Source organism: Sphingobacterium nematocida, assembly GCF_900168125.1.
Lineage (GTDB): Bacteria > Bacteroidota > Bacteroidia > Sphingobacteriales > Sphingobacteriaceae > Sphingobacterium > Sphingobacterium nematocida.
The window spans coordinates 413,059-426,877 of the sequence record NZ_FUZF01000002.1; the positions used below are offsets into that span (position 1 = coordinate 413,059).

Annotated in this window: 9 protein-coding genes; 8 read left to right on the plus strand and 1 reads right to left on the minus strand. The window is 43.0% G+C overall.

Features of this window, described 5'->3' with window-relative positions; all coding sequences use genetic code 11:
* Positions 1-16: 16 nt before the first annotated feature.
* On the minus strand, positions 17-898 hold the full coding sequence (locus B5X76_RS04050; protein WP_079641450.1) for an AraC family transcriptional regulator: 882 nt from the start codon (positions 896-898) through the stop codon (positions 17-19).
* Between the two features lie 331 nt (positions 899-1,229).
* On the opposite strand from B5X76_RS04050, the gene B5X76_RS21930 reads away from it, so the two are divergent.
* The 8 genes from B5X76_RS21930 to B5X76_RS04085 all read left to right on the plus strand — a co-directional run bounded on the left by B5X76_RS21930 (position 1,230) and on the right by B5X76_RS04085 (position 13,702).
* The gene (locus B5X76_RS21930; RefSeq protein WP_176140982.1) at positions 1,230-1,373 is read left to right on the plus strand and encodes a hypothetical protein; all 144 of its coding nucleotides are present in this window, start codon (positions 1,230-1,232) and stop codon (positions 1,371-1,373) included.
* A gap of 2 nt (positions 1,374-1,375) precedes the next feature.
* Complete coding sequence (locus B5X76_RS04055) at positions 1,376-1,990, plus strand: Crp/Fnr family transcriptional regulator (protein ID WP_079641452.1); 615 nt, start codon at positions 1,376-1,378, stop codon at positions 1,988-1,990.
* Positions 1,991-2,541: 551 nt separating this feature from the next.
* Positions 2,542-3,186 carry a phage tail protein gene (locus B5X76_RS04060; RefSeq protein WP_079641454.1) on the plus strand — a complete coding sequence of 215 codons (645 nt, stop codon included), beginning with the start codon at positions 2,542-2,544 and terminating at the stop codon, positions 3,184-3,186.
* Positions 3,187-3,192: 6 nt separating this feature from the next.
* Positions 3,193-3,735: a phage tail protein gene (locus B5X76_RS04065; RefSeq protein ID WP_079641456.1), complete on the plus strand. Its 543-nt coding sequence runs from the start codon at positions 3,193-3,195 to the stop codon at positions 3,733-3,735.
* Between the two features lie 12 nt (positions 3,736-3,747).
* Complete coding sequence (locus tag B5X76_RS04070) at positions 3,748-4,308, plus strand: phage tail protein (protein ID WP_079641458.1); 561 nt, start codon at positions 3,748-3,750, stop codon at positions 4,306-4,308.
* A 141-nt stretch (positions 4,309-4,449) separates the two neighbouring features.
* Positions 4,450-5,595: an ABC transporter substrate-binding protein gene (locus B5X76_RS04075; RefSeq protein WP_079641460.1), complete on the plus strand. Its 1,146-nt coding sequence runs from the start codon at positions 4,450-4,452 to the stop codon at positions 5,593-5,595.
* A 14-nt stretch (positions 5,596-5,609) separates the two neighbouring features.
* Complete coding sequence (locus tag B5X76_RS04080; RefSeq protein WP_079641462.1) at positions 5,610-12,737, plus strand: MBG domain-containing protein; 7,128 nt, start codon at positions 5,610-5,612, stop codon at positions 12,735-12,737.
* A gap of 83 nt (positions 12,738-12,820) precedes the next feature.
* Positions 12,821-13,702 (plus strand): PorP/SprF family type IX secretion system membrane protein, encoded by an 882-nt coding sequence (locus B5X76_RS04085; protein WP_079641464.1) that lies wholly within the window; start codon positions 12,821-12,823, stop codon positions 13,700-13,702.
* Positions 13,703-13,819: the final 117 nt, after the last annotated feature.

Below are 13,819 nucleotides of genomic sequence, written 5' to 3' on the forward strand. Positions count from 1 at the left end.
ACATCACCTAGACCTGCTACTCCGTGGAGACAGGTTTACCTCGTAGTTCTGCTTTATACACGGAAGGGGTTACACCTTTTATGGACTTGAATATTTTATTGAAGTTGGACATCGAATTGAAGCCACAGGTATACGCTATATTGGTAATCTGATCGCGTTCTTGGCTGATTAGTTTGCATGCTTGACTAATTCGAACTTCATTTACAAATTGTATAAACGTTTTTTGGGTTCTGGATTTGAAATATCGACAGAAAGCAGTCTTCGTAAGATTGGCTATTTCCGCTACTTCGTCTAGCATTATCTCGTTTCGGTAATTGTCGAATACATGTCTGAATATTTTATCGATAACGTTATTATCCTTACTCATATAGGTGTTGACATAGCTTGCTCCCGAGAGAATTTTATACTCCTGGGTATGGATTAAAATTTCTAACATTTCGAAAAGATAGATGGTTTGCTGTAACTCATTGGCATCTACCATTTTTTGGAGTATCTGTTTTAACTGGTTTTTGGTTTCGCCATAAAATAACAAACCTTGTCTGGATGTTATCAAAAACTCATTTAATGTAACCGTATTAAAAAGGGATTCACAGATATTTAGGAGTCTATCTGGATCGAAGAAAAGTGCTAAAGAACTCGCTTTGTGGTCTTCGACGGTTAATGTTTTGTCATTGTGCCAAACATGGGGTAGATCAGAGCCAATAAATGTCAACTCATCGCTTTCAAAGGTGTCCAGACTGTCCCCGATAATTCGTCTACCTTCACTCTCTACAATGTAGGTCATCTGGCATTCTCTGTGAAAATGGAACTCGGTGGAAAAATAGGGACGTATTATTTTTCGAGTCTGATAAATTGTACCATCTAGGTTTTCGAGCACCTTTGCGAAAATCGGCTTCATCAATATTGCTTGTTTTTAGATTTTTAAAGGTTATTCATGCTAATATAGTGATAAATCTGTAGTTTTCGAAGATCTTAGGTAAGAAGATGTGGGACATGAGGTCTGCATAGATGTGACAACAATTTTATTTATGTCGGGCGCTCCTTTATAAACTGATTTATTTTATTTTTGTGGGTAAAATATCTACCTGTTTATTGGACATTTAGCCAACTGGAGGATATTGCCAAACAATTAATACCAAACAAATTACCATTATGAAATACTCATGTTTAGCGAAGCACAAACACCCATGAGTATTCCATATGACAACTGAAAATCAAATTATATACATATGAAAAGAATACAGTGTGAAATCAACGTGCGGCATATGTTGTCCCGATATCTCGGTCAATTGACCTCCATTATACAATCACGGATTGTAGGAGTGTCTTTTGCGAAGTTAAAAGAAGAAAAACTTTTGTCGAATAGAGACTAGTTATGACGAGAGCTGTACAACCTAATCCTACGGGATGTAAAGAAATTGTATATTTCTTTGATCAGATACACCCGGTATCGCCCGATGCCGCCAAGTTTTTATTAAAGAATACAGAATACGTCTTTGTCAAAAAAGGCAAATTCCTCCGAAGTCCGATCGATCAGTCTGATGTCGTTTATTTTATTGTTCAAGGTTTGATACGGGGTTTTATCAAAGACGAAGGGGTGGAGATTACGACCTGGATCAACGAAGAACAAAATATTGTTGGAAGCATCCGCAATTTGGGATTAGACTATGAAACGGATGAATACCTACAGGCACTAGAAGATACGCTGCTGATAGAGATCAGTCGCGCTTCACTCGAAAAGCTCTATGATAATTTTTACGAAGCAAATATTATTGGTCGTAAAATCCTTGAATGTTATTATCGGGATGCCGAAGAAAGAGCCTATCTGTGCCGCTTGCCCAGTGCAGAGAAGAGGTACCGGCGATTTGCGTTAACCCGCCCTTCGCTGCTAGGTAGAGTATCCCTGAAATATCTAGCGTCCTATCTAGGTATGAAACAGGAGACACTATGCAGGGTAAGAGGTAAATATCAACCTGTAACTAAGAAGTAGTTGTAACATGATATTGTACCGGGATGTTGTTTTAAAAAAGTGACGTAGATCACTTTTTTAAAAATATATGCAATTATAGATTGATATATGTCAATAAATTTATTCGCGCTACAAAAAGCTGTTTGAAAATAAAATACCTTTATAATGTCTTAGAAACACGTCATCTATAGAGCCTGACGTATATGCTAGACCCTACTTATTGAAATGAATAACTTGACTATGAAAAACATGTGCCTTCACTACTGTGATTTACCCTGAGTATTAATTATTGCTATTTAAAAAGCTCTGTGGGAGGGCTTGGGAGTGCTTTCAAAGCTGGATTTAATTTATTTATTCAGCTGAAATTTAGTGGTTTAATGCTGTTGTCCAGTATTTGTCCCCCAATTGTCCCCCCCTCTTAAATTGTGTTTTTTTAGGCTTTTACTTACATTTACAAGACAATTATTAATTACATCCAATGAATAAAAATTTGACCATTACGGAATGTCAGCAGTGTATGCAGTTTTTGGGTACTAGGGAGGTCGGTCGGAAAAAATCAAACAATTCTAAAAATGAGTAACAATAACAGACGCGATTTTTTAAAGCATAGTGGTTTGCTATTAGGAGGGCTCTTATTCAATTCGAGCAAATTGTTTAGCGGAGCAGACAGCGGATTTTTAGCAGGAGATACACATTTTCTTTCCGAGATCGCTATTTTTTCGTTTGGCTTTGCCCCGAAAGGCTGGGCACAATGCAATGGACAATTATTGCCTATCAATCAAAATCAGGCTCTTTTTTCGTTATTAGGTACTATCTACGGAGGAGATGGTCGTGTTAATTTTGCCTTACCGGATCTCCGGGGCAGGGTGCCCATGCACGTAGGAAACGGGCATGTTTTGGGTGAGAGAGACGGAGAACAAGCACACACCCTGAATATCATGCAAATACCAACGCATGTGCACTCGGGTCCAATCTCGATCACACCACAGATCGGTGGAAATGCAGACCAGTCAAATCCGATTGGAGCATTACCGGGTAAAAACAACAGTTATGCCAATCGTTTTTCGACGTCGAGTGATGAAATGATGGAAATGAACATTCCGGCTTCGGACAATAACACGACGATCGGCGGCAGTCAGGCTCATCTGAACATGCAACCTTTTCTTACCTTGAATTTTTGTATCGCTTTAGAGGGAGTTTTCCCTTCACTAAATTAAACGACTATGGCCGCAACAGATCCATTTGTAGCAGAAATATGTATATTCCCATTTAACTTTGTCCCGAAAGGTTGGGCTTGGTGTGATGGACAGTTATTACCGCTCTCCCAAAATACGGCTTTATTCTCTTTACTGGGAACCACTTATGGAGGTAATGGTATGTCAAATTTTGCTTTACCCAATATGCAGGGATGTGTTCCCATGCACCCTGGACAAGGCCCCGGATTATCCCTACATGATTTGGGAGAAAGTGGTGGAGCGGATACCGTCACACTACTAGCCAGTGAGATTCCTGCCCACAGCCATCCCATTAAGAATGTGAGCTATCCGGTAGCAGCGGAGGCCGATACGGCTAGTCCTGTACAGACATATTTCGCAGAAGTACCAGATGTAAATTTATATAGCAGTACCGCGACACAGGGCGCCCCCCGGCAGATGACCATTGTGGATCTACCGGTAGGAGGAGACCAGCCCCATAAAAACTTACAACCTTATTTAACACTTTATTTCTGTATTGCTCTGCAGGGAGTATTCCCCCCAAGAGGTTAAAATTATTATACTATGGCATCTTATGTTGGTGAAATAAGAGTATTTGCTGGGAATTTTGCTCCGGCAGGATGGATGTTTTGTGAAGGACAGCTATTACCCATCTCGGAGAATGAAACATTATTTAACTTAATTGGCACTACGTATGGTGGTGATGGAGAGTCAACCTTTGCCTTACCCGATCTTCGAGGACGCATCCCCATTCATCAAGGCAATGGTTTTATACTCGCCGAGACAGGGGGAGCTGAAGAAGTAACATTGACCATAAGTCAGATCCCAGCACATAATCATTTTGGTGCAGGTCCTGAAACTGTACAGGCAAAAATATCCGGATACGCGCAGGGTTCACAGACCGGTTCTTCGGCAGACCCGACGGTAGGTTATCCGGCTATAGTCCCTGGATTAAAGCAATTCGGAAAAATAAAATCTTCCAATACAACCGCAAAATCGACTACCGTAGTAGCTAACACACAGACAGGAACGACAGGTGGGAGCGAGCCACATACCAATTTTCAACCCTATCTCTGTGTCAATTTTATTATTTCGCTATACGGAATTTATCCATCTCCCACTTAAGAGAACCCTATAAGATAGAATCAGGAGGGAGGCTTTAGGCTTCCGGATACACACGGCTGAAGGTAATGCGAATATTCTAAATAATTAATGAATAACTCGGATGAGAATGATAACCCATCTTTTAAAAAATAACTTATTCCAATGAAAATAGCTGTACTGATACCCAGTTCGACAACTCATCCGCAGTTGGGCTATGATTTCTATTTATCGTTGCAGTATGCTCTAGCACAGCATGATATAGTCGTCGAGTGGATGAGTGCATCTATCGGATTTGGTGTCGATGATGTCGATATGCTGGCTAAAGCCGAAGATTTGCTACTCAATAAAGGGGCAGATCTTTTGGTTGCTTTTGCGGATTATCCAAAGATAAGTAAGCTTTTTCCGTTGTTGGAAGCTGTAAATAAAGAATTGGTCGTTGTCAACATGGGTGCAAAATTACCTTTAGATTGGCATCCACATCCCTTAGTATTCCATCTCAGTTTGCAAGAAAGCCTATTGGCTTATGTGACAGGCAAAACAATATATGAAGAAGGTAGTAAGCAACTTGTATTGGCTAGCAATTATTATGAAGGCGGCTATGCACCTTGTCAACTTGTAGTCGACGCTTTTATGCAAGAAGGAGGTGAGGTCATTTACAATTTTATACCGCATAGTAAAGGGGAAGCATTTTCGTTGGAACCGCTTACGACATACCTTACAGAATCCAAAAATAACCTTACGATCTTTGCTAGTTATTCAAATCCACTTACTACGGTGTTTTGGCAGCAATGGTCGCAACAGTGCTTTTCGCAGGAACATGGACTTTGGGGCAGTTCTACCTTTTTGATGGAGTCTCTGGTTAATCATCGAGATGTACTAATCCATAATAATCAGACTTCTGGTTTTATAGCCTGGGATAGGGCACTGGACAATGAAGAAAATACCCTGTTTTTACGTGTATTCGAACAAAAATTAAATCGTGTAGCGAGTTGTTTTGCAGCTTTGGGATGGGACGCAGGCCTGTTGATCGCCAAAGCCTTGCAGGATAAGCAAGGAAATTCATCTTTTAGTCTAATCGCTTCAATGGCAGATCTGGCAGGACCGATTAGGTTAACTAGGGGGGAGGCTATCGTAGACAAAGACTTTCTGACACTGATAGCACCAGTACACCAGTTATCGGTAATAGACAAAAAGATACAGTATCAAACCATTGCGGCGATGGAAATGCTTTCTGTATGGCAGGATCTTAAAGCACAACATCCTCAACCCAACCAAAATGGTTGGTTTAATACCTATTTGTGTTCCTAACGAACCAATTAATTATGAAAAAGATATTTTATATTCTAGCGAGCTTCTTTATTACCTTGTTTCAGCTCTTTAACTGGAATAACGTACAGGCCCAATGTAACGATGCTACTGGACTGATTGCTTTTACGGGGTATCAGATCGCTGACGCTGCAAATCCCCAAGGTCAAAAGGACAGATTCTCCTTTGTGGTGCTAGACTCATTGCCTGCTAATACCGCAATTCGATTCACAGACAGAGGGTATACAGGAGGGCCATTTCAGTCTTTCACAGACGCACGCTCGGATGGCGAATTGATATGGACTGCAACACAAGGGATAAGTCCCGGTACCACAATTGTCATTACGTTGGATGGCGCCAATACCCTGGCTTCGAGCGGAAGTATCAGTGGCTATCAGGGGAATTTCGATTTGGGACTTGCCGGCGATCAGCTCTTTGCTTACGTCAATAGCCCATTTAAGATACATGCTGCAATGCTTATCAATAAAGCGGGATGGGATACCGAAATGACGCAATGGGAATATTATCCCATATTATCTTCTTCAAAGTCCTTGAATCCGAATATTAGTCCGCGGCAGACTGCTATTGTCGCTAATCTTCAAGGTATTGATCAGGAGAATGCATTTCAGGCTAAATTAAACCCGATAACGCTAACGGGCGGTAGGAATGCCTTGCGCACACAGCTGTTCGCCAGAACATTTGCCATATCGGACAGACTCGATGTACAGGATTTCAATCTGACGAATTCTCCTATCACTTGGAATGTAAGTGCACCGACGTATACGGCGTTGCAGCTCAGCAATAATACGATTACAGGTACCTTTACAGATGCTTGTTATTTCCAATGGCAAAGTAGTACAGATGGAATAAATTTTAATAATATTCAGGATGGTGCCGCATTTGCGGGTACAAGTACAGCTGCATTGACCTTAAATACCTTATTGACAGAGGATACTTGGTTCCGTATACGCCTGACGGGAGCAAAAGCTACCCTTACAAATCCATTGAAGCTAACTGTTCCAAAGATAAATGATCATCCTGAAGATAGTAAGATATGTGCGGGGAGCGGTACTGGTTTTACCGTCGGTGCGACAGGGAGTGGTACGTTGACTTATAAATGGCAGGTCAATACCGGAAGTGGATTTACCGATTTGTCAAACGGTGGAGTATATAGTGGTGTGACTGCGTCGACGCTGCATATTGCGAATGCACCGATTAGTATGAATAGCTATACCTATCAGGTGATTGTATCCAGTAATATAGGTGTATCTGTAACTTCTACAGCGGCTAAATTGACCGTGAATCAAGTTACTATTGCCGATAATACAACCAAGACAGATGTGTCTTGCCACGGAGGAAACAACGGGACAGCCACAGCGTCAGCGACAGGCGGTACCCAACCGTATTCCTACAGTTGGGTGCTAAAAGGTTCTATCTTAGAGCTGTCTACAGAGCAGACGATCACAGGTCTCCAGGCAGGAACGTATGTGGTGACCGTGACGGATAATATGGGGTGTATCGCTACCCAAGAATATACTATCGGCCAGCCCGATGCTTTGTATATCGCACTGCCCACGGTAACCCCCGTAACGAGCTATGGTGGTAATGACGGTAGGATAAATATAACGGTCACGGGGGGGGTACTACCTTACACGTATAAATGGTATAAAAATGGAGCGATGACGGCATTTGCGATCACAGAAGATGTCACTGGTCTTACCTCAGGTGCTTACAAAGTGGTGGTTACCGATCATAATGGATGTGTATTAGAAGGCAACGATATCGTGGTGACCCAGCCCAATTATGTTCCGGTGGTAACCGGAACGGCGAGTAAGGTATATTATACCGAAGGTCATCTAGGGGTGGTCGCTGATGGTGGAATCACGCTTACTGACCTCGATAATACCACACTGTCCACGGCGAATATTTTGATACGTGGTGGATTGCTGTCTGAGGATGTGCTGTCCTTTGTGAATGATAACTCTACCATGGGTAATATCATAGCTTCTCCGTTTTCGGGTAGTATATTGATGCTATCATCTCCTGGAAAAGAAGCTACGCTGGAGCAGTGGAACAATGCGTTACGCTCGGTGACGTACCACAATACGTCGAATAATCCGGGGACACAACTTAGGGAACTGGCTTTTACCGTGAATGATGGAATCAGTACTTCGGCTGAGTTTGGGCGGGAGCTTCAAGTCTATTCGGTCAATAATCCACCAACACTCACTGCGACTGGAGGAACAGTGACGTTTACCGAGGGGGGATCAGCAGTAGATTTATTTTCTGCAGTTTCTTCGTCGACCGTGGAAAGTGGTCAGCTGATGCGACAATTGACGTTAACAGTAACCGGAGTTTCTGATGGTGCTGAAGAGATATTGGCTATTGATGGCAGTGATGTCGCCCTGACGGATGGTAATTCCATTATCACGGCAACTAATGCATTGTCTGTGACAGTTACGGTGAATACGGGTGTCGCAATGGTAACGGTATCAAAGTCATCAGGCATCAGTACCTTGGCACTCCATACGCTAATTGACGGGGTGAGTTACCGAAATAGTAGTGAAGCTCCTACTAGCATAAATCGTGTTGTCTCCCTGACTAGTATTCAGGATAATGGTGGTACAGCCAATGGTGGGGTTAATACCACTAGCTTATCAATAGCGTCTACAGTTACTGTGGTCGCCGTAAATAATGCGCCCGTAGTAACCACTAGCGGTGGTAATACGACTTTTACGGAGGGAGCATCCGGCGTTGCAATCGACGGTGCCGTGACCCTTTCTGATCCGGATAATACAACCTTAGCTACTGCAAGAGTAGCGATTACGGGTAATTTCCAAGCTGGACAAGATGTGTTGGAATTTGCCAATAATGGGACTACAATGGGTGATATAACGGCAGCGCTGTACAATAACGCAACGGGTGTATTGACACTTAGCTCTGCTGGATCCTCGGCGACTTTGGCGCAATGGCAGGCGGCTTTGCGCGCGGTTAAATACGATAACTCGTCGCAAAATCCATCAACAGCTGCACGTACAATAACCTTTACCGTCAATGATGGTAGTCTTGGTTCTGTGGCGGCGACAAAGACTGTTTCCGTAGTTGCTGTCAATGATGCACCTGTTGCTACGAATGATTCTTATATCATTAATGAAGATGTGACGTTGACAGTTCCTGCTCCTGGTATTTTAGCAAATGATACCGATGTGGATAGCAATACACTAACTGCGGTACTTGTAACAGGACCTACTAATGGTACGCTTACCTTAAACGCTAATGGATCATTTGCCTATACACCGAATGCGAATTTTAACGGTACAGATAGCTTTACCTATAAAGTGTATGATGGAGATTTAAATAGCAACGTGGCGACAGTCACGATAACCGTTAATCCGGTAAATGATGCACCAGTAGTTACCGTACCTGCAAGTATTTCTGTAACAGAAGATGTTGCTTCTGCGCTTACAGCGATAAGTTTTTCTGATGTGGATGCAGGTATCAATCCCGTGATAGTTACTTTTTCTGTGCCGACTGGTACGCTCAGTGCGACATCAGGAATGGGTATTACCGTAGGCGGAACGGCAGCAATGTTGACACTTAGTGGAAGCATTGCTAATATCAATACTTTTATAGCAGCTAGTGCTGTTACATTTACAACGGCTAGTAATGCCACGAATAATGTCTTATTGACCGTGTCCATTAATGATAATGGTAATAGTGGAGGGACTTCGTTAACGGATACCAAGACGACTACATTGCTCGTCACTGCTGTCAACGATGCGCCAGTTAATTCGGTGCCGGGACCTCAATCGGTGGATCAAGATGCTACTTTGACATTTAGTACTGGGAATAATAATTTAATCTCCATTTCGGATGGAGATGCTGGATCTTCAAATGTTCAGGTTGCTTTGACTGCAACGAACGGTAGGATGACATTGGGTAGCACCAATGGGCTGATTTTCCTATCAGGTAGTGGTACAAGCGATGCTATAATGAAGTTTGAGGGGACGATAGCAAATATTAATAATGCCTTAAATGGTTTGATATTTACTCCAACCCCAGGTTATAATGGATCTGCTTCCCTACAGATAATAACAGATGATAAGGGCAATTCGGGCTCTGGTGGAGCTAAAACGGATACCGACAATATCGTTATTACAGTCAATTCGATCAATCCCAAAGTAACCTCCGTTGGGGCATCAACTCCTAATGGTACGTATAAAATAAACGATGTCATTGCGCTGACAATGACTTTCGATCAAACGGTGGTGGTCAATACAGGTGTAGGTATACCTACACTTTTATTGGAGACAGGAGTAATCGACCGGGAGGCGACTTATGCAAGTGGTAGCGGAAGTAATACCTTGACATTTAACTATACGGTACGGGCTGCTGATATCTCTGCCGATCTAGACTATACATCGACTACTGCACTTTCTTTGAATGGTTCGACTATTAAAAATATACACAATGATGTTGCCATATTGACCTTGCCTGCTGTCGGCAGTTCAAACTCCATTGCTGGACAGCGTGCTATTGTGATAGATGGTATTGTTCCTACAGTTACATCTGTCGCTGTACCTACAAATGGCTATTATCTACTTAATCAGAACCTGGACTTTACGATTTACTTCTCGGAGGCTGTGACTGTAGATGCGATAGGAGGAACGCCTCGACTGTCGCTTACGATCGGAGGACAGACGGCATATGCGAATTACCTGTCTGGTTCTGGAAGCCCTGCACTCGTATTCCGATATACAGTGGCTGCAGGATTGGAGGATCATGATGGTGTTGCAGTGGGCGCTTTATCATTGAATGGGGGTACAATCAGAGACGCTGCAGGCAATAATGCGGTGTTGACGCTAAACTCGGTTGGAAATACTACAGGTGTAAATGTAGATTCTAATCCGCCAGTTGTTCCTGCTAATTTTACAGCTACAGGTCAGGATGCGCAGATATCGCTGGCTTGGGAAGCGAATATGGAAACTGACTTTGAGAAGTATATACTCTATGTTAAACCTGATGGTGGCGTAAAAACGTATTTAACAGATATAGCAAAAGGAACAGAATACTATACGTATTCGGGTCTTCCTAACGGAGCTTCTTACGAATTTTTCCTAATCGCTATAGATCAGCGAGGCCATCAGAGTGGGGAAGCATTAGCGTCTGCAAAAACGATGGGCGAGCAGTCGATCAGTTTTGCGGCATTGACCAACCTAACTTATGGTCAGCAAGGGGTAGTATTGACGGCCTCAGCAACATCGAATCTTCCTGTGTCGTTCGTGTCGTCTGACTCGAATATCGCTGAAGTATATCAGGACAACAATGATGGCGGTAAATGGAAAGTCAATGCTAAAAAGGTTGGAACGGTGACCATTACAGCTACCCAAGGTGGAAATAATGTATACTTGCCTGCCGCATCTGTTCCGCAGTCATTAACCATAGTTCCAGCTATTCTTACTGTAACAGCGGATGCGAAGACTAAGGTCTATGGGGAAGCAGATCCTGCACTGACTTATATGGTGAAGGCTTCTGATCTTCGTAACGGCGATGAAGCGACAGTAGTAAGTGGTAGCCTGACACGTGCACAAGGTGAGGCTGTGGGCAACCACGATATCACGAATGTGGATCTTGCAGCAGACAACTACGCGATAAACTACGTTAAATCCCAGTTGAGCATCACCAAAGCGATATTAACCGTAACAGCGGATGCGAAGACTAAGGTCTATGGCGAAGCAGATCCTGCACTGACCTATGCGGTGAAGGCTTCGGATCTCCGTAACGGCGATGCAGCAACAGTAGTAAGCGGTACGCTAACGCGCGCACAAGGGGAGGCTGTGGGCAACTACGATATCACGAACGTGGATCTTGCTGCGAGTAACTACGCGATCAACTATGTTAAATCGCCATTGAGCATAACGAAAGCTGTATTAACGGTAACAGCGGATGCGAAGACGAAGGTGTATGGTGATGCCGATCCTGCGCTGACCTATATGGTGAAGGCTTCGGATCTCCGTAATGGCGATGCAGCGACAGTAGTAAGTGGTAACCTGACACGTGCACAAGGTGAGTCCGTAGGCAACTACGATATCACGAACGTGGATCTTGCTGCGAGTAACTACGCGATCAACTATGTTAAATCAGCATTGAGCATTACGAAAGCGGTATTAACGGTAACAGCGGATGCGAAAACGAAGGTGTATGGTACAAACGATCCTGCCTTGACATATATCGCTACAGGATTCAAACGTACAGACAGTAAATCAATACTGATTGGAGGTCTTACACGTGTAGAAGGTGAGAATGTCGGTAGTTATGCTATCCAAAGAGGTACACTGGCGGCAGGTGATAACTATACTATCAGTTATACAGGTGCCAATCTGATAATCACCAAGGCGACCCTATCGGGATTGAGTTTTGTGAACAAGGATGTGGTCTATGATGGTGCTGTTAAATCAATCCAGCTGAACGGCAGTTTGCCTACTAGCGTGACTGTCGCTTATCAAAACAACGACAAGATCAATGCAGGTAGTTATGAAGTGAAGGCTATTATTGCTGAAACACAAAACTATTTTGGTACAAGCTTCAGCGCAACGTTGTTGATCCGCAAAGCGAAACAAACGATTAGTTTTACGGCACCAGAGGTATTGGGCCGCGATGCAGGTAAAGTTGCTTTGGATGTGTATAGCAGCAGTAATCTCCCGGTTAGTCTAATTGTAGATGATCCTATGGTGGGTACGGTATCAGGAACTGATCTGAACGTGTTGCGTCTCGGTACGGTACTCATAACAGCGACACAGGCTGGTAATGAGAATTATGAAGCGGCAAGTCCAGTGACGGTATCGGTACGTATTGCAAATGACGCATCGGCTAAGTTGCCTATTATCGTACATCAGGCGGTATCTCCAAATGGGGATGGTATCAACGAATTCCTGATTATCGAAGGTATTCGCGACTATATCGATAACAAGGTGACCATTTTTGACAAGAACGGTGTTGTTCTGGCTGAAATACAAGGCTATGACAATAGAGAACGGGTATTCTTTGGTAATGCTCATCGCGATGGTACGTACTATTACTATATCGATGTAAAAGATGGTAATACCTGGAAGCGTGAAAAAGGATTTTTTGTGATTAAGAGATAATAAAGTCGGTTACAATGTTACAGAGGTTACAAGGTTATAACTGTTAACTTTCATCACCTCATAACCTTCATAACTTTTAAAAAATGAAAACAATAAACATAATTATGAGCCTGTTGATCCTACTGCCCCTGTGCAGTAGGGCACAGCATGGCGTGAGTTACAATCAGTTTGGCCAGTTGCGCAATTCATTTAACTCCTCGCTGAGCACCATGGATGAACAGGGGAATTTTTCTGTGCTTGGACGAAGCCAATGGATGGGGGTGGATGGTGCTCCTCGTTCGCTATGGGCGTCGGGGCACGGAATGATATCTAAATTGGGATTGGCCATCGGTGGCGACATTAAACACGCATCACTGGGAGTCGTCAAAGAAAATGAAGTGACAGCATTTGCCTCGAAAGCTGTACGATTAGATAGAGATGAGTACCTGAGTCTTTCTATGGGGGGCGGCCTTTTGTTTTATCAAGGCGATTACAACCAATTGGATCCCAACGATCCCTCATTCAAAGAAGATATTCGTGAAACGGCAGGTGTCCTTAGTATAAGTACTTCGTACTATAAAAAAGATAAATACTACTTCGGTGTTTCGATGCCGCGGTTTTCGCTGAATAGGAGTGGTGATCAGGAGTATGAATTTCGTAATGTGTATTACGTGACTGGGGGAGCATTGTTTAGACTAGATAATAGTTTTTACCTTCGGCCTTCATTCTTGGTAAGCCACATGGACGATATGACACCAAGATACGACGTCAGCGCCTTGGTATTTATGGGGGCCAAACTGGGACTAGGGATGGGCGTACAGAATCAGGGAGATCTCTCCGGATTATTACAGTTGAATTTTGGATCTTTTGGGATAGGGTATAGCTATCAGTTCAGCCCTAAAAGCAATACGCTCAATCAACGTATTTCGAATAATACCCATGAATTTGGTTTTCGCTATAGAATTGGTGGTATTGGGTTGTTATAGATATAATACCAACAAGTCTAAATTATAATAAATGCCTGAAGCGGAGAGCTTCAGGCATTTTAACTAACCAATTATTAACCTAAATTATGAATACTTAGGTATTAGCCATAACTGTGC

Bases quoted from the DNA above. Each gene is read 5' to 3' on its own strand.
- B5X76_RS04080 (WP_079641462.1), top strand. From the start codon at position 5,610: ATGAAAAAGATATTTTATATTCTAGCGAGCTTCTTTATTACCTTGTTT.
- B5X76_RS04050 (WP_079641450.1), bottom strand. From the start codon at position 898: ATGAAGCCGATTTTCGCAAAGGTGCTCGAAAACCTAGATGGTACAATT.
- B5X76_RS04070 (WP_079641458.1), top strand. From the start codon at position 3,748: ATGGCATCTTATGTTGGTGAAATAAGAGTATTTGCTGGGAATTTTGCT.
- B5X76_RS04065 (WP_079641456.1), top strand. From the start codon at position 3,193: ATGGCCGCAACAGATCCATTTGTAGCAGAAATATGTATATTCCCATTT.
- B5X76_RS04055 (WP_079641452.1), top strand. From the start codon at position 1,376: ATGACGAGAGCTGTACAACCTAATCCTACGGGATGTAAAGAAATTGTA.
- B5X76_RS04060 (WP_079641454.1), top strand. From the start codon at position 2,542: ATGAGTAACAATAACAGACGCGATTTTTTAAAGCATAGTGGTTTGCTA.
- B5X76_RS04075 (WP_079641460.1), top strand. From the start codon at position 4,450: ATGAAAATAGCTGTACTGATACCCAGTTCGACAACTCATCCGCAGTTG.
- B5X76_RS21930 (WP_176140982.1), top strand. From the start codon at position 1,230: ATGAAAAGAATACAGTGTGAAATCAACGTGCGGCATATGTTGTCCCGA.
- B5X76_RS04085 (WP_079641464.1), top strand. From the start codon at position 12,821: ATGAAAACAATAAACATAATTATGAGCCTGTTGATCCTACTGCCCCTG.